Genomic DNA, 16,265 nt, shown 5'->3' with positions numbered 1-16,265 from the left:
ACAGCCCGGAAACGCGTCCAGGTCGCCGCCGTCCGCGACCCCGACAACCCCCGTGCCCGCGCCGAAGCCGACCCCGAGAAGTGGTGGGAGGCCGACACCACCGAGCCGCTGGGCTACTCGGCACTGCTGGCCGCCGCAGCACCAATGCCAGCCTCCCGCCAGGCAATGCTCGCGCAGTACTTCGAGCCCGAGGAAGGCCAGGACGACACCAAGGGCCCTACCGCCGCGCACCAGGCCATCGCGCAGCTCGTGAAGCGCGGCAGTATCAGAGTCATCCTCACCATCAACTTCGACCGGCTGACCGAGCGAGCGCTGCAGGAGATCGGGATCTCGCCGCAGGTGGTGAGGCGTCCGGAGCAGATCAAGGGCATGAAGCCGCTTGCGCACAGCCAGGTCACCGTGATCAAGCTGCACGGTGACTACACCGACCTGGAGCAGCGCAACACGGTCGACGAGCTGAAGACCCACCATGAGGAGCTCCAGCAGCTGCTGGAACGGGTCCTGGACGAGTACGGGCTCATCGTGTGCGGGTGGTCTGCGGACGGGGACAAGGCGCTCGTCCGGGCCGTCGAGGGGACCCGGTCGCGACCGGTACCCGCGGTTCTGGTCGCAGTATGGCCGGTTCAGCGACGCCGCCCGGGCCCTCACCGCGTTGGCGAACCCCCGCCGCGACGCCAGGTCCCGAAGGGCGGAAACCCCTCACGGCACCCTGCCGGGAGCTGTACACGCTCGTACGCCAGAAGGAACCCTGCCTCAGAAGGCTCCACGCTCGAGGATCAGGTCGTGCTCCGATTCGATCTCCTGGTCAGCGGTCAGATGGACGTGTGCACCGGCATGCACGCCGTCCTGAGCCAGTGTCAGCAGATGACGGGCGAGAGAGACGAGGCCCTCGGGGTTCGCCTTGATAGTCACCTCCGTTCCGGTCACTCTCATCTCGATCTCGAAGCTCTCGTCCCATGCGAAACGCAGTCCTCGGTCGGGAAGGCAGTCGGGCACGTCGACCATGCGATCCATCGGTTCATCAATTCTGTGAGGGCACATCATCTGAGTGAGTGCGAACGCTATCCGTGCAGGTACACGTGCCGGTTCTCCACGACCATCATCTTGCCGGGCTTCTTTGGATTCGGTTCCAGCCGTTCGAAGTTCATGTGCGGGCCGACCGATGAGCGGGGTGGCTGCGGGTCGGGATGGGCCCGGGCCACCGCGGCGGTCTGGGAACGGTGGCTGATCAGCTGGTTGAGGGTCTTGTGCTGTGCACCGGGGGCGGACGTGGCCGCTCACTGCTCGCTACCTCCATATCTGACGGTCCCTGCAGGGCGCCCGGGCCCCGCTGTGTGAGGGGTCGGGATGCAATGCGAGCGTGGTGACTATGACCACTGACACGCCCGCAGATGTGCGAGTCACCCGGGCATGGAGCCGGATCGTGGAATGGCTGGCCGACTACGCCCCGCCGTCGTACGCGGCCCTCAGGCCCGGCGCCTCCGACGACGAGATCGTGGCTCTCGAAGAAGCCCTCGGTGTGAGCGTTCCAAAGGAGTTGAAGGCGCTGTGGCGGCTGTCCGCCGGTGAGGACGGCGTGGCCGGTTCGGGGCTCATGCTGGGCAACTGGGCTCTGATGCCGCTCGACGCCGTGATCGAGGTCTACCGGACGCAGATGCGGTTCCAGGAGGGGAACGGTGAGGGTGAGGAGGCCTTGGTGCTGTGGAAGCCATCGTGGATACCTTTCTGCTCCTTCAACCCCGACGACACCGTCTACGGCCTCTACCTGAACGGCGAGACCGGGGAAGTATGCAAGTGGACCAGGTTCGGGGAGCGCGAGCGGGAGTACGAGTCGCTGCCCGCCTACCTGGAACTCATGGCGGTCAGCCTGGAGGCCCCCTTGGCGGCGGCCGGGCCGCAGAAGCCCGGCATGATGGGCGGCGCCCTGGTGTGGGGGCCCCCTTCTGGCGGGGGGCACAGGGACCGGTGGGTGCGCCACCTCGGCCAGGCGCCGCCGCGCCATCCCGCGAAGACTCTCGGCGCGATCCGGGAAGCTCTGCCCGGCGATGAGGGTGCGGGGTTCGACGAGCAACGCGACGCCCTCGACCTGTCCGATCCCGAGGCCGTCGCCACCTTCCGGGACTACTGGTGGGAGCGTGCCGTGCAGGCTCAGGAGCAACTGGAGGACGACGTTGCCGCCGCGCTGGGCGGGAACATCATGGTCCAGCCCGGCCGCAACCTGGCGCCGGAGTACGAAGCCACGCTGCCGCCCGCCATCCGCCACCTCCCGCCGTCCATGGACGACATCCGCGCCGCCCTACGCCACGAGAGCGTCCGCGCACGGTTCGACCGGGAGTTCATGGACGCGATACCGCCGCACTATCCGGCGCTGCTGCTGCGGTGGTGGGACATCGCCCGCCTGATGGCCGACCCACGCGGCGACCGGGCCGTACGCGCTGTTATCAACGACCGCCGCGCCTCGCGCTAGGCCGTGCTGGACGTTCCAGCGCCGCCTGACGGCCGTATGGGCCCGGTCGCTGGAGCGGTGGCGGCGGGGCGTCCTCGTGTGCCCGCCGCAGTGCCACCATCGCGAGGTCCGTCCCCGGCGGCGTGCTCACAGCTCGACGGCCCGGGACACCGTCGTGGGCGTGCCCCAGACCCGTATGACGTTGTGGTCGGTGTGGGCGTGTACCAGCCGGTAGGCGTCGGCCGGCGCGGCCCTTTGAGCAGCTGATCGATGTACTGCTCGACGTCCGTGCGGCTGGTGCGGGGGGTGCCGCACAGTTGCCAGGCGCGGCCGTTTCACATCTCCGCAAGCCACCGTCTGCGCGGCTGCGGTTCGTCGGCGCGGATCGCGTGGCGGGAGGGCACGCGAAGCGGCGGCGCTTCCGCGTCGTCGGGGTGAGGGGGGCGGGGCGGTGTGCGCAGCCCGGCGCGGCGGCGGGTCTCGCACAGCAGGCACAGGTCGGCAGCGTCCGGGGCGACGGGGCCGAGGGGGTGCTTTGAGCAGCGCGTGGTGGGCTTCGCCGTCTGGATGGTGTCGTCGATGAGCGTGAGGGCCCGTTGGGGATCGCTGCGGATCTCGGAGACATCCGTCCCGGCGGTGGCGGTGGCGTCTTCGAGGCGCTGTCCGTGTTCCCCTGCCAGGCGCAGCGCCCGGCCCAGGGCGACGAGCTGGGCGTGGTTCACCGGCCGGTGCCTCCTTGCTAACGGCTTGATCATTGATGCCGCGGGCGCCGCTGTAGGCACGGGTACCGGGGGCCTGTCCCCTCACCACTCTGGTTCGCGACAGTCGGCCTGGCCACATGCCGCCACTGATTTCCGGTCGCTACGACGGCGGCCTGACCGACGACGATCGCGTCGACCCTGCCGAGCCGAGCAGGCAGGTGTCCGAGAAGCGGCCGTCAGGTCACTGCGGGTGACAGTGAGCTCCGCCGGATGTCTGCTCGGCGTCCGCTCGGAGCACTCGTCGACAACGGCCGTGCGTGATGGTCCGGACAGCTCCTGGTCGGCGGCCTCGCCAAGGGGGTGGTGGTTGACCGGGCCGCTCAGCGGCGGGGCACGGCGTTCCAGCTGGCCAGGATCGGCAGGACGCGCGCGGTGGGGGAGTCGGGCTCGGTGGTGTAGACGACAAGACGCTGGTCCGGTTCGTGAGGCGCGCAGACAATCTCGATATCGAAGGACATCGGACCGGCGGTGGGGTGCTGAATACGTTTGTTCACCGACGCGTAGTCGCGGACCGTGTGATCGTCCCACCATTGGGCGACGTCACGGTCGGTGGTGCGCAGCTCGTCCATGAGCGCGGTGAGGCGGTGGTCGTGCGGGCGGCGGGCGGTTTCGCGGCGCATGGTGGCGACGGTGGCTGAGGCGAAGTCGCACCAGTTGACGATCCGCTCGCGGGCAGTCGGGTCTTGGAACATGTAACGGACGAACGACGTGCCTGGCTCCAGTGGGCTGCCCAGGACCTCCGTCAGAACGGCGTTGCGGGCCAGGACCTCGCCGCGATGGCCGAGCAGCAGCACCGGGACGTGCTGGAGGGTGTCCATCAGGCGCAGCAGCCCCGGATCGGGGCGCTGGACCGTGCGCGGCGTCGCCGGCCGGTCCTGGGTGGTGGGCGCGGCCAGGTCGTGGAGGTGGGTGCGCTCGACCTCGTCCAGACGCAGGGCCCGGGCCAGCGCGTCGAGTACGGCGGCAGAGATGTTGGCCTGGCGTCCCTGTTCCAGCCGGCTGTAGTAGTCCGGGCTCACGCCCGCCGCTACGGCCAGCTCGTCCCGGCGCAGTCCCGGCACCCGCCGGGCTCCGGGGAAGGGCTCGATGCCGGCCTGGGACGGGGTGAGGCGGTCCCGGCGGGAGCGCAGGAACGCTCCGAGCGCGGCGCGGTCGCGTGGCATCGCTCCAGCGTAGGCGACCCCGAGCACCCCTGCCTGGTCCTGCCATGACCAGGTTCGTCCTGGCCTGGCCCGGTGCGTACAGCCCACGTAGACAGGGACCCATGACTTCCCTTCACACCAACGACAGCACACCTCCCACGCGGCTTATGAAGCGCTGGATACTGCCCGCAGACGCGACCGACGCCGCCAAGCTCGTGCTGGACGAGACGCCCGTACCCGTACCGGGTCCCGGCGAGATCCGCATTCGCGTCCGGGCGATCTCGATGAACTACCGCGACCAACTGATCCTCAAAGGCCCCTTCGGCCGCCTGCCGGAGCAGGACCTCGTCCCGCTGTCGGATGTCGCAGGGGAAATAGATGCCGTCGGCCCGCAGGTCAAGGGCTGGAGCGTGGGCGACCGCGTCACCAATCTGCACGTGCTCGACTGGAGCGACGGCCGCCCGCCGGCCGCCATGGGCCTGGGCCTGGGCGCCCTGCACGAGGACGGAGTGCTCGCCGAGTACGTCGTCCTTCCGGCCCGACGCATCATGCGCGCCCCCGCCAACCTCGACCACTGCGAGGCAGCCACCCTGCCCGTGGCCGCCCTGACCGCCTGGAACGCCCTGTACGGAGACCACCCGATCACCGCTGACAGCACCGTCCTGATCATCGGCAGCGGCGGCGTCGCGCTCTCCGCCCTGCAGTTCGCCCGGGCCGCCGGCGCCCGGGTCTACGCCACCGTGCGCAACAACGCCGCAGGTGAGACCCTCGTCCGCCTCGGCGCTGCGGGCTACGTCAACAGCACGACCGCACATGACTGGGGCGATGCGATCTTCGCGCTGTCCGGAGGCATCGACAAGGTAGTCGACAGCGTCGGCGTGTCCATCCTGACCCAAGCCCTGGCCGCCCTCGCACCGGGCGGTGAGATCGCCACCCTCGGCCTGTTCGATGCGACCGCAAGGCCGCTGGACGGGTACGCCCTGCTCGGCAAACAGGCTCGCATCCGCGGCGTCGCGGTCGGCAGCGAGGCCATGCACCGCGATCTTGTGCGCTACGTCGAGACCCATGACATCCACCCGGTGATCGACCGCCGGATCGACTTCATCGACGCCCCAGCCGCGTACACGGCGCAGACCGCCGGCGGGTTGTTCGGCAAGGTCGTCATCGAACTCGGCTGACCCTGGCCGACACCGACGCGGCACAACCGGAGCCGAGCACCCGACGATGGTGCTGCCAGCGACGTGTGCGTCGCCACAGGGTGCGCGGGACATGGCGAGAGATGTCGATTTCCTCGCTTGGTGAAACGCATGCTGTGGCTCCCCCCATCACGGCGAGTCTCGCAGGCCGGGCAGCCGATCTGCCCTGCCTCGCGCGTCGCCGCGTGGCTCGCCCGGGAGGGCGAGCCACGCGGCGCCCAAGCCCTCGCACGCCGCGCGACCGAGCTGTCCCACTCCCCCGCCCCTACCTGCATAGCTACCGGTCGTCGGGCCAGGTGGCGAGCACGCCGACGGTCTCGTCGTCGGTGAGGGTGACGCGGGCGTCCGGCATGGTGCCGTACTCGCCGATCCAGCGGCGGAACTTCTCCCGCGCCACCCCCCCCCCCGAGCCCACCAGCCGTGCTGCACTGCCCGGCCGCCGGATTCGAGCAGCAGGTGGTAGCGGCCGGGGCTGGTCATACGAGGCGGATTCCTCGCCACCGTCCCGGCTCCCGGGCGATCACGCGTTTCGCCTCCAGCTCGCCCAGCTGGTAGTGCACCAAGGCCCGGCTGCGCATACCAACAGCCGCGCCGATCTGCATCGTCGGCGCTTGGCCGTGGTCGGCGATGTGCTGGCGGATGCAGCGCAGGATGCGCTCCTGGGTGTCGGTGAGTAGTCGACGCGGTGCATACTTCAATTAGAGCGCTTGTTCGAATCCGAAGGCAAACGGAAGACACGGCGGCCGGGGAGCATCAGGTGGGTGGTGAGCAGCCTTCTCGCGTCTGGACGCGCTGCGCTTCGCTCGGCGCGTCGTCGAGCAGCAGGCCGTCCGGCAGCTTGGGCTGATCGATCGCTGGATCGCCGAGGAGGAGCGCCAGCCCCTGCGGACTGGCTGATCCAGTACGGCCTGAACAGGGACAACGTCGACGCCGTCCACGTCGGCGGCTGCTGGGCCGCGAAGAAGAGCGGCCGGTCCCGGGCCGCCACGCGCGAGCAGGCCCTCGACGCTCTCCGGAACCGGGTGCCGCCGTGCGTGCACTGTCAGCCTGACACGGCCCTCGGCATTGGGGACTGATTCTGAGCCGAAGGCCCAGAGAGCCAACCGTCGGCGCCGTGGCAGCAGAGGCGGCCGGCCCGTCGGCTTCGACCAGGAGCAGTACAGGCGCCGCAACGAGGTCGAACGGACGATCAACCGCCTGAAGAGCTACCGCGCCGTCGCCACCTGCTTCGACAGAGGGGCCTACGTCTTCGATAGCACCGTCACGGTGGCTGCGATCCGGCTTTGACTGCGCACGTGATGCACCGACGACGCCTCAGCCTGTAAAGGGATCTTCCACCGTTGGGATGTACGGGGATAGCAGCGCCTCCATGTGCTGCGTAACCATTCCTCGAGCCAGCTTCAGCACGCGCACATCGTTCTCGTACCCCGGTTCCTCGTCATCGGACTGGATCCTCGAGGGCGACCTCAACCGGGACGCCCCACCCGCCGCCGTCCACGTCGGCGGCTGCCGCATGGCAGGCAAGCGGTGGAAGGGCGTGCCGCGGGACGTGGCGCTGCGGGCACTCGCCGAGGGCGTCGAGGCGTGCGGGCACTGCCGACCCGAGGCTGAGCTCGGCTTCGTCGACGGTTAGTACTCCAGCTGTAGATCGTTGATCTTGCTGGTGAGGGCTGGTGCCCGGCCTCCTGCGGTCCTGCGTGTCACACCCCGGTGGCAGACTGGCGGCACAACGATGTTCCGGAAGGACAGGGCGATCCGGCAGGGTCACCCGTCAGCGGCACTGCTCGGGGGCGGCTGATGTCACGGGGGGAGATGCGCGGCTGTGATCTTCGACAGTCTTGATGTGTCGTACGGCGATATGTGGGGTTCCCACGAAGGAACGACCCATCCGGCCCCGATTTCGCGCGCGGTTGCGGCGCGCAGACACGCTGCCGGGATGGAGTACGCGGTTCTGCTGTCCTCGCGGGAGCGACCGCTGGCACTGGTCGAACGCTGGCCGCGCGGGAAGTGGCGGGTGTATCTGTTCGACGACAGGTCCTGGCGCATGCAGATGATCGACTTCAAGCCGCACCACACGGGGATGTTGCTGGCTCACCGGAACACCCGATGGCGGTTTTCCACCGAGCTGGATCGCTCGTCCTTTAAGTGGGATGTCCAGGAGACCACGACTGTGCTTGCCGACGGGCTTGTCGAGGCGAGGTCCGAGTTCGCCGGGCCGAGAGACCCGGAGCACGTCCCCGTGCGGCTGTTTCCGGCGCCCGTCGAGGACTTCCTCTGCCCCGCACCGGAATTCGGCGACTGGCAGGTGTTCACTCCGTTCCTCGCCCAGCAGAGCCACCAGCCCGCCACGACCGTGGTCCTGAGCGACGTGTCGGTGGACGAGGGGTCGGGACCGCTGCGCGCCACCGGAATCGAGCAACTGTTCAGTTCGGGCGCGCGCGACACTCCGGATGGACCGGCCGTCGTCGAGCCCGTCGACGCCGGTTTGCTGCGGATCACGTCAGGGCAGCTGGCGGTCTCGGACCCCGGCTGGATCAGAGAGCCGCGGACCGTCGCTGTGCCACCGGGCGAGTTCCCGGTCACGCTGTCGCTTTTGCGCACGACACACGGGGTCAATGTCGCCGCGGCCAGGGTGACGTTCCTGGACATCCCGCCCCGCGAGTGGGAGATGGCCCTCCGGCCCGACGAGGACCTGGGGCTGCTCGGCGAGGGTGAGTTCTACGGGGTCGGCGTCGATACCGGCACAGTGGCCTTCATGGATGCGACCCGGACGGTGATCGAAGACGAGCTGGACGAGAACCTGTTCATACCCCTCGACAGCCGCTTCACCGTCGAACTGCCCGGCACGGAGCCCGAACCGAACCTCATCGCCTTCCGTGCCGGCCAGGGCGACGGGTCCTACCCCGTCTGGATCGGCCGCACCGATGACGGGCAGGTTGGTTGCGTCGTGGTCGACTTCCAGCTCCATTCCTCCGGCGGGGGAGAGTAAGGAGCCACCGACCATCGGCGCGAGGCCGCACTGCCCGAGTCTGTACGCCAGGCTGGCGTGAGGTTCGGAGGCTCTGGATGAGCGTGACCGCCATGACTACAGCTGGAGTATCAGGCAGTGCGCGGCCGCCGGCCCCCGTCTTCTTTGCGGTGGTCTTCTTGGCGGGCTGCCTTTTCGTCGTCTTCTTCGGGGCGGGCATCTCGTGCACGTCCGCCTCGCCGGCATCGCCGCGGGAGGCTTTCGCGCGGGCCACCGACTCGTTCAGCGCTGACATCACATCCAGCACCCTTGCCGGCTCCTCCGGCTCCGGCGCCGGGGCTGGCTCCTGGTGCTCCCTCTTCGCCTCGATGACCTGCTCCAGTGCCTCGGTGTAGGTGTCGCGGAACTCGTCGCCTTCGAGGTCGTCGCGGGTCATGGTGTCCATGAGGGCGAGCGCGCCCTCGATCTCCTGCTCCGACAACTGCGCGGTGGGTGGGGTGAGCTCCGTGGGGTCGCGGATCTCGTCGGGCCAGCGCATCAGGTGCAGGACCAGGACGTCGTCCTTCACCCAATGGATTCCGAGGCGTTCGCGGCCGTGCCACGCCCACTTCGCCACGGCGACGCGTGACGATCTCCCGCGGCGCGCACCGGCCTCCGCCACGGCGATGAACACGGTCACCCAGGTCCTGGCCCGGCTCCGCCGCGATACCGTCGCCGCCAAGGAGTGGCTGTCCCGGTGGTGTGTTGTGCGCCGGGTGATGCAGCGTGTGCACTTGTGCGCCCCTTCGGTATATCGCCTCTGCGGCCGGTGCGGGGATAGCTTCGTTGCCTATCCCAAGTGGCGGGCCGGGCCCGCCGGACTGGAAGGAGTGCTGGCTTGCTGAAGCGTGCGGGGTTGTCGGTGGCTGCGGCTGCCGTGCTTGCTGGGGCTGTGGTGCCGGTTGGTCTGGCGAGTGAGGCTTTCGCCGCTGGGGCCAAGGCGGGGGTGTGCAAGTCGTCGGTGGACGGTACGTACTGCGGCTACTACTCGGGGTCGGCGTACACCGATCGCGGTGATGCGGGGGCCAAGGTGAAGGAGATCCAGGCACTGCTGATCCAGCATCACGGCTACTCGGTGGGCCCGAAGGGTGTGGACGGCTACTTCGGGGCGGGAACGGAGTCGGCGGTGAAGCGACTCCAGAAGCGCCATGGGTTGAAGGCCGACGGCATTGTGGGTGCGAAGACGTGGAACGCGCTGCGTGGGGAGCCGTTGGATCACTGAGGGCGATCTTCTCCGGCTGACCCCCAAGCCCCTGGGCACACAACTCGCCCCACGTGCGGCCGGACGAGGGCCGCCGGCGTCGACCGCTTCCATGCCCCTGCCAAGGACGCCGCGGGGTCGCGGCCGTGGCAGGTCACACGGCGTCGCCCGGCCTACCGCTCGGCATTCCGGGTGAATGGGTGATCTCTCTGTCGGCGGCTTTGATGATGGCCAGTACGGCAGCCGCCGCGGCCGCTGGATCGTGGGCCTCGACGGCCTCCACGACGGCGCGGTGACCCGGCAGCGAGGCTTCCACCGCGCCGGGGGTCTGGGTGCTGATGAGGAAGCTGTGTTCCAGTGCGATGTCGACAGCGCGGCCCAGCGAGCCAAGGAGACGGTTGCCGCTGGCGTCGAGCAACGCCCGGTGGAAGGCGATGTCGGCCTCGACGTAGCCGCGGCGGCCGGGTTCCGCCGCCGCAGCCTCCATGGCCGCCAGGGAGTCGTACAGCACTCGTACATCGTCGGTGCCGGCCCGGTTCGCGGCGAGCCGGGCCGCCTCGGGCTCGACGATCCGGCGCAGTTCGCCCGTGTCGCGCAGCAGGGCCGTGGCGTCCCCGGCCTGTTTCCAGCGCAGCACGTCACGGTCCAGGTGGTTCCAGTGCTCCGGAGGCAGTACGCGCGTGCCGGTGCGCGGGCGTACGTGCAGCATGCCCTTGGCCGCCAGTGCCTTGACCGCCTCCCGCACAACACCTCGGCTGACGCCGATCTCGGCCGCGAGCGCGTCCTCGACCGGCAGAGGATTCCCCGGTTGCCACACGCCACCCACGACGCGCCGCCCGAGTTCGTCGACCACGCGCTGGTGCGTGGTCAGGAAGTGCACCACGATCTCTGCCCGCCCCCTGGACGCCATTCATCGAATCATTTAATGATTGCGTCACAGGATACGGCCTGCGGGGCCTCACCCGACAACGCCCCATCGCGAAGCGGACGACGCCGAAGCCACGGGAGTGACCACATGACCGACGGTCAGAAGACGAGCCGCCGCAGCCAGGCATGGTTCGGCGCACAGGGCCGCAGCGGGATGCTGTACCGCTCCTGGATGCGCAACCAGGGGCTCGGGCACGAGGTGTTCGACGGGCGTCCCGTCATCGGTATCGCGACCAGCGCCTCCGAACTCGCCCCGTGCAACGCCCATCTGACACGCGTCGCCGAGGCCGTCAAACGCGGCGTGTGGCAGGCGGGCGGCCTGCCGCTCCAGTTCCCGACCATGGCCACCGGCGAGACCCTGATGCGCCCCACCGCCATGCTGTACCGCAACCTCATGGCCATGGAGGTCGAGGAGCTGATCCGGGCCAATCCACTCGACGGTGTCGTGCTGCTGTCCGGCTGCGACAAGACGACCCCCGCCATGCTCATGGGCGCCGCCAGCGTCGACCTGCCCGCCGTCATGGTGACCGGCGGGCCGATGCTCAACGGCAAGTACCGGGGCCAGGACGTGGGATCCGGCACCCACGTGTGGAAGTTCGAGGAGGACCTGAAGACCGGCCGGATGACCGATGAGGAATGCTTCTTCGCGGAAGGGTGCATGGCCCGCTCCAACGGGCACTGCATGACAATGGGGACCGCCTCGACGATGGCCTGCATGGCCGAGGCGCTCGGCATGCAGCTGCCGGGCTCGGCGGCCTGGCCCGCGGTCGACGCCCGGCGGATGGAGACCGCGCAGGCGGCGGGACAGCGCATCGTACGGATGGTGGAGGAGGAACTGCGTCCCTCGCGGATCCTGACCCGGGAGGCGTTCGAGAACGCCATCCGGGTCAACGCGGCCATCGGCGGCTCCACGAACGCGATCATCCACCTCACCGCGATCGCCGGACGCGTCGGTGTCGACCTGCGCCTGCGGGACTTCGACGACCTGGTCCGCGCAGTGCCGACCCTGGTCAACCTGATGCCCAGCGGCAAGTACCTCATGGAGGACTTCTGCTACGCGGGCGGGCTGCCCGCCGTCATCGCCGAACTGCTCCGCGGCGAGCTGCTGCACGGCGGACAGATCACGGTGACCGGACGCACCGTCGCGGAGAACACCGAGAACGCCGAATGCCTCGACTCCGACGTCATCACCAGCCTGGACGCCCCCTTCCAGCCGGCCGGCACCGGCACCGCCGTCCTCCGCGGCAACCTGTGCCCCGACGGCGCCGTGATCAAGCAGTCCGCCGCTTCGCCGCACCTGCTCACCCACCGCGGCCCCGCCCGCGTCTTCGACTCCCCCGAGGCCTACCACGAGGTGGCCGACGACCCGGAACTCGACATCGACGAGAACACCGTCATCGTCATCCGCAACGCCGGCCCCAAGGGCTACCCCGGCATGCCCGAGGTCTCCAACGTCCCGCTGCCCGCCAAGCTGCTGAAGGCAGGCGTCAAGGACATGGTGCGCGTCTGCGACGGCCGGATGAGCGGTACCGGATACGGCACGGTGGTCCTGCACGTGGCGCCCGAGGCCGCCGTCGGCGGACCGCTCGCCCTGGTGCGCGACGGGGACCCCGTCGTCCTCGACGTCCCGAACCGCACCCTGCGCCTGGACGTGGACGACGCCGAGCTCACGCGGCGCCGGGATGCGTGGCGGGCCCCCGCCGAACGGCACACCAGCGGCTACACCTGGCTCTACACCCAGAACGTGGAACAGGCGCACCAGGGCGCCGACTTCGGCTTCCTGCGGGGATGCCGTGGACACGAGGTCCCCCGCGACTCCCATTGATTCCACGCCAGTCGACCGCATCCCTCGAAACCAGGAGAGCATCGATCGTGGAACCGGCAGCAGCCCCTACTCGTCCGGTCCTCACCGCCGCCTCCGTCCTGCCGGAGGACATGGGCCGAGCCGCCCTCGTCGCGCGCGTCCACCACCCGGAATGGGACGGACCCTGTGTGGCCGCGGTCCGGGGCGATCAGGTCGTCGACCTGACGGCCATCGTGCCCACCGTCTCCGAACTGATGGAACGCGACGACGCGGTGACGGTCGTCCGCGAGGCCGAGGGCGGACACACCTGGCGCCTGGACGAACTGCTGGCGGCACCGGCCGGCCGCCATGACGTCCCGCATCTGCTCGCCCCCGTCGACCTGCAGGTGATCAAGGCCGCGGGTGTCACCTTCGCGCGGAGTCTGCTGGAACGCGTCATCGAGGAGCGCACGGGCGGCGATCCGGCGCAGGCCGCCGAGGTCCGGGCCCGCGTGAAGCAGGTGGTGGGCGGTGCGCTCGACGGCATCCGCCCCGGATCGCCGGAAGCGGACAGGGCCAGGGAACTGCTGGCTTCCGAAGGACTGTGGTCGCAGTACCTGGAGGTCGGGATCGGGCCGGACCCGGAGGTGTTCACCAAGGCCCCGGTACTGTCTGCGGTCGGAACCGGCGCCGACATCGGAGTGCTCGGCTCCTCGGTGTGGAACAACCCTGAGCCCGAGGTCGTCCTCGTCGTGGATTCGCGCGGCCGGGTACGCGGCGCGACGCTCGGCAACGACGTCAACCTCCGCGACGTCGAGGGGCGCAGCGCCCTGCTGCTGTCCCGCGCGAAGGACAACAACGCCTCTTGCGCGATCGGCCCCTTCATCCGCCTGCTCGACGAGGGCTTCGACCTCGACACCGTACGGAAGCTCGACATCGGCCTGCGGATCGACGGCCCGGACGGCTACGTACTCCACGGCAGCAGTTCCATGCGCGAGATCAGCCGCGATGTAACGGAACTGGTGGCCGCCACGCACGGTGCGCACCATCAATACCCGGACGGCTTCGTGCTGTTCACCGGAACGCTGTTCGCCCCCACCGAGGACCGGCAGGCATCCGGCGCGGGCTTCACCCACGAGTACGGTGACGTCGTGCGGATCTCCAGCCCGCGACTCGGCGCTCTGGTGAACACCGTCGTCCCCAGCGAGCAGGCCGCGCCGTGGACGTTCGGGGTACGAGCGCTGATGCGTAACCTCGCGCGACGCGGCGTGCTGTGAGATGACCAAGTCCCCGGAACCGACAGGGCCGGGCCACCACATGACCGGCCCCGCGGTCCGGGGTGCGCAGCGCCGCCGCTACCGCGACGTGCGCCGCGCTTGCCCGTTCAGGCCCGGGCGACCGGCTCCTGCCCCACCGTGGCGTGCAAGCGCCGGGTGTGATCCACGTGGCGCTCGGCTCCGGTCAGCGTGACCCTGGCCGTCAGGCGCGGATCCGCGCTGGAGGCGGACAACCGCACTTCCAGCTCGCCCGGTTCGACGACGCGCCGGCCGTCGCGTCCCGTGAAGGAGGCGACATCGGCCGGGACGGTGACACGCAGACGCCGGGCCTCGCCCGGCTCCAGGCCGACCCGGGTGTAGCCGACGAGGCGCTGCACCGGCTGGACGACGGAGGCGACCGGGTCGTGCAGATAGACCTGGACGACCTCGGTTCCGGACCGCCCGCCCGAGTTGCGGACGGTGAAGGCGAGGACGAACTCGCCGTCCGTCGGGGCCTGTGGAATATCCACGGTCAGGTCTGTCCAGTCGAACCGCGTGTAGGACAGGCCGTGGCCGAAGGCGAACGCGGGTGTCGGGTCGATGTTGGACACCTCGCTGCGGTGCGCGAGCCGCGCCCCGAGGTACGTGGTCGGCTGTGAGTTCGGCCCGCGCGGCACGCTGACCGGGAGACGCCCGGAGGGATTGGTACGGCCGCTGAGCACCCCGGCGATCGCCTGCGTGCCCTCCTCACCGGGGAAGAACGACTGCACGATCGCCGCGGACTCCTGCACGGCGCGGCCGAGTGCGTACGGTCGTCCCGCGAGCAGCACGGTGACCACGGGTGTCTCCAGGTCGAGCAGGGTGTCGAGCAGGTGCTGCTGCGCGCCGGGCAGCGCCAGCGCCTCGACGTCGCACCCCTCGCCGCTGGTGCCCCGCCCGAAGAGCCCGGCACGGTCGCCGAGTGCCACCACGGCGACATCGGCCTCGCGTGCCACCCGGGCGGCCTCGGGGATGCCGGAGAGGTCCCCGTCGTCGATTCCGGTGCCGCGGGCGACCGTGATCTCGGCGTCGGGGAACTCGGTGGCGAGGGTCTCGCGCAGCGTGGGCAGCGCGATGCCCAGTGGGGTCGCCGGGTGGTGGACGCCGATGTGCTGGGGGAAGGAGTAGCAGCCCAGTACGGCGGTGGGCTCGTCGGCGTTGGGACCGAGCAGGGCGATGCGGCGCGGCCTGCCGAGCGGCAGGGTGCCGTCGTTGCTCAGCAGCACGACCGCTTCCTCGGCGACCGTGCGGGCCAGAGCGCGGTTCTCCGGACTGTCCAGGTCGATCCGGCCGCGCAGGGCGGCCGGGTCGTCCGGATCCGCCCCGTCGAGCGCGGCCGGCACGGCGTTCCAGTCAGGGTCGAGCAGGCCGAGCACAGCCTTCTGGCTGAGTACCCGGCGCAGGGCGCGATCGACCAACGCCTCCGGAACACGGCCGTCGGCGACGGCCTCGGCCAGGGGCGTGCCGTACGTCTTGACATTGGGCAGTTCGACGTCGATGCCCGCGCGCAGCGCCGCGCGGGCGGCACCGGCCCAGTCGGCTGCGATGCCGTGCAGGGTCTTCAGGAAGGCGATGGCGAAGTAGTCGGCGACGACAGTGCCGTCGAAGCCCCACGTGTCGCGCAGCAGCCCGGTGAGCAGGTCCTCGTCGGCCGCGGAGGGCATGCCGTCGGTGTCCGTGTAGGCGTTCATCACCGACCGGGCGCCGCCTTCACGGATCGCCATCTCGAAGGGAGGGAGCAGAACGTCGGCGCGCTCACGCGGGCCCACGGAGGAGGGAGCGAGGTTACGGCCGGCGCGGGAGGCCGAGTGGCCTGCGAAGTGCTTGAGGGTGGCGACGATCCCGGCGGACTGGAGGCCCTGCACGTATGCCGTACCGATGGTGCCGACGAGGTACGGGTCCTCGCCGATGGTCTCCTCGGTCCGGCCCCAGCGGGCGTCGCGCACGACGTCCAGGACGGGCGCGAGTCCCTGGTGGACGCCGACGGCACGCATGTCGCGGCCGATCGCGGTGGCCATGCGCCGCACCGTGTCCGGATCGAAGGTGGCGCCCCAGGACAGTGGAACGGGGTAGGCGGTCGCCCCCCAGGCGGCGAAGCCGGCCAGACACTCGTCATGCGCCAGAGCGGGGATGCCGAACCGGTTCGTGGCGGCGATCCGGGCCTGGGTGCGCGCCAGGGAGAGCGCACCCAGGGCGGGGTCTACCGGACCGGTGCCGAAGGGCCGGGTCAGCTGGCCCAGTCCAGTGGGCAGGAGCGCGTCGAGATCGACGGCCTCCTCCATGTCGTGCTGATGGGGGGCCACCTCACCGCCCTGGTCGGAGGCTCCCACCCACACCCCGTACAACTGGGCGGTCTTCTCCTGAAGGGTCATCGCGTCGATCAGAGCGTCGACCCTCGCGGTGACAGAGGCGGTGGTGTCGTTCCAGAGGGGGATTGCGGGCGTGTTCTCTACGGCCACGATGGCGTTCACTTTCCTCCCACGCCCATCGGGCCTCGACCAGGGCGC

Annotated in this window: 14 protein-coding genes and 2 pseudogenes; 10 read left to right on the top strand and 6 right to left on the bottom strand. The window is 70.0% G+C overall.

Annotated elements, in window-relative coordinates; all coding sequences use genetic code 11:
* Positions 1 to 1,338: SIR2 family protein (locus tag C3492_RS41365; protein ID WP_181140827.1), on the top strand; the 1,338-nt coding region annotated here is incomplete at its 5' end.
* A gap of 31 nt (positions 1,339 to 1,369) precedes the next feature.
* Positions 1,370 to 2,467, top strand: coding sequence for an SMI1/KNR4 family protein (locus C3492_RS41360; protein WP_181140826.1), 1,098 nt, complete (start codon positions 1,370 to 1,372; stop codon positions 2,465 to 2,467).
* 126 nt (positions 2,468 to 2,593) lie between these two features.
* On the opposite strand, the pseudogene C3492_RS41355 reads toward C3492_RS41360, so the two are convergent.
* Both C3492_RS41355 and C3492_RS41350 read right to left on the bottom strand, forming a co-directional pair.
* Positions 2,594 to 3,168: pseudogene (locus tag C3492_RS41355) on the bottom strand (hypothetical protein).
* A gap of 359 nt (positions 3,169 to 3,527) precedes the next feature.
* On the bottom strand, positions 3,528 to 4,370 hold the full coding sequence (locus C3492_RS41350; RefSeq protein WP_103817737.1) for a helix-turn-helix transcriptional regulator: 843 nt from the start codon (positions 4,368 to 4,370) through the stop codon (positions 3,528 to 3,530).
* Positions 4,371 to 4,471: 101 nt separating this feature from the next.
* Here C3492_RS41350 and C3492_RS41345 point away from each other — a divergent pair, with 101 nt between their 5' ends.
* On the top strand, positions 4,472 to 5,527 hold the full coding sequence (locus tag C3492_RS41345; RefSeq protein WP_258056206.1) for an NAD(P)-dependent alcohol dehydrogenase: 1,056 nt from the start codon (positions 4,472 to 4,474) through the stop codon (positions 5,525 to 5,527).
* 494 nt (positions 5,528 to 6,021) lie between these two features.
* Here C3492_RS41345 and C3492_RS41340 read toward each other — a convergent pair whose 3' ends face one another.
* Entirely contained in the window at positions 6,022 to 6,243 is a 222-nt protein-coding gene (locus tag C3492_RS41340; RefSeq protein WP_103817735.1) for a LexA family transcriptional regulator, read from the bottom strand.
* Positions 6,244 to 6,306: 63 nt separating this feature from the next.
* Here C3492_RS41340 and C3492_RS45260 point away from each other — a divergent pair, with 63 nt between their 5' ends.
* Positions 6,307 to 6,621: a DUF6233 domain-containing protein gene (locus C3492_RS45260; protein WP_308461187.1), complete on the top strand. Its 315-nt coding sequence runs from the start codon at positions 6,307 to 6,309 to the stop codon at positions 6,619 to 6,621.
* Positions 6,617 to 6,832 (top strand): annotated as a pseudogene (locus C3492_RS41330) (IS5/IS1182 family transposase); the annotation flags it as partial. The gene C3492_RS45260 and the pseudogene C3492_RS41330, both read left to right, overlap by 5 nt.
* 27 nt (positions 6,833 to 6,859) lie before the next feature.
* Here the strand turns inward: C3492_RS41330 and C3492_RS46485 are convergent.
* Positions 6,860 to 6,952: an immunity 7 family protein gene (locus C3492_RS46485; RefSeq protein WP_258056205.1), complete on the bottom strand. Its 93-nt coding sequence runs from the start codon at positions 6,950 to 6,952 to the stop codon at positions 6,860 to 6,862.
* On the opposite strand from C3492_RS46485, the gene C3492_RS45255 reads away from it, so the two are divergent.
* The 3 genes from C3492_RS45255 (at position 6,915) to C3492_RS41310 (ending at position 9,774) form a co-directional block, all read left to right on the top strand.
* The gene (locus tag C3492_RS45255) at positions 6,915 to 7,178 is read left to right on the top strand and encodes a DUF6233 domain-containing protein (protein ID WP_258056204.1); all 264 of its coding nucleotides are present in this window, start codon (positions 6,915 to 6,917) and stop codon (positions 7,176 to 7,178) included. The two genes, C3492_RS46485 and C3492_RS45255, sit on opposite strands and share 38 nt — an antisense overlap.
* Before the next feature lie 189 nt (positions 7,179 to 7,367).
* Positions 7,368 to 8,534, top strand: coding sequence for a DUF4241 domain-containing protein (locus C3492_RS41320; RefSeq protein WP_103817733.1), 1,167 nt, complete (start codon positions 7,368 to 7,370; stop codon positions 8,532 to 8,534).
* An 856-nt stretch (positions 8,535 to 9,390) separates the two neighbouring features.
* Positions 9,391 to 9,774, top strand: a complete 384-nt coding sequence (locus C3492_RS41310; RefSeq protein ID WP_103817732.1) for a peptidoglycan-binding protein — start codon at positions 9,391 to 9,393, stop codon at positions 9,772 to 9,774.
* Positions 9,775 to 9,907: 133 nt separating this feature from the next.
* Here C3492_RS41310 and C3492_RS41305 read toward each other — a convergent pair whose 3' ends face one another.
* Positions 9,908 to 10,663 carry a FadR/GntR family transcriptional regulator gene (locus tag C3492_RS41305; RefSeq protein ID WP_103817731.1) on the bottom strand — a complete coding sequence of 252 codons (756 nt, stop codon included), beginning with the start codon at positions 10,661 to 10,663 and terminating at the stop codon, positions 9,908 to 9,910.
* A 105-nt stretch (positions 10,664 to 10,768) separates the two neighbouring features.
* On the opposite strand from C3492_RS41305, the gene C3492_RS41300 reads away from it, so the two are divergent.
* Complete coding sequence (locus C3492_RS41300) at positions 10,769 to 12,505, top strand: IlvD/Edd family dehydratase (protein WP_103817730.1); 1,737 nt, start codon at positions 10,769 to 10,771, stop codon at positions 12,503 to 12,505.
* Positions 12,506 to 12,552: 47 nt separating this feature from the next.
* Positions 12,553 to 13,740 (top strand): fumarylacetoacetate hydrolase family protein, encoded by a 1,188-nt coding sequence (locus tag C3492_RS41295; RefSeq protein ID WP_103817729.1) that lies wholly within the window; start codon positions 12,553 to 12,555, stop codon positions 13,738 to 13,740.
* A gap of 107 nt (positions 13,741 to 13,847) precedes the next feature.
* Here the strand turns inward: C3492_RS41295 and C3492_RS41290 are convergent, their stop codons facing one another.
* Positions 13,848 to 16,229 carry a glycoside hydrolase family 3 N-terminal domain-containing protein gene (locus C3492_RS41290; protein ID WP_103817728.1) on the bottom strand — a complete coding sequence of 794 codons (2,382 nt, stop codon included), beginning with the start codon at positions 16,227 to 16,229 and terminating at the stop codon, positions 13,848 to 13,850.
* Between the last annotated feature and the right edge of the window lie 36 nt (positions 16,230 to 16,265).

The organism is Streptomyces sp. Ru62 (assembly GCF_002920615.1).
Taxonomy (GTDB): domain Bacteria; phylum Actinomycetota; class Actinomycetes; order Streptomycetales; family Streptomycetaceae; genus Streptomyces.
Note: the sequence above shows the minus strand (reverse complement) of the source record. Positions and strands in the feature narration are given on the sequence as shown.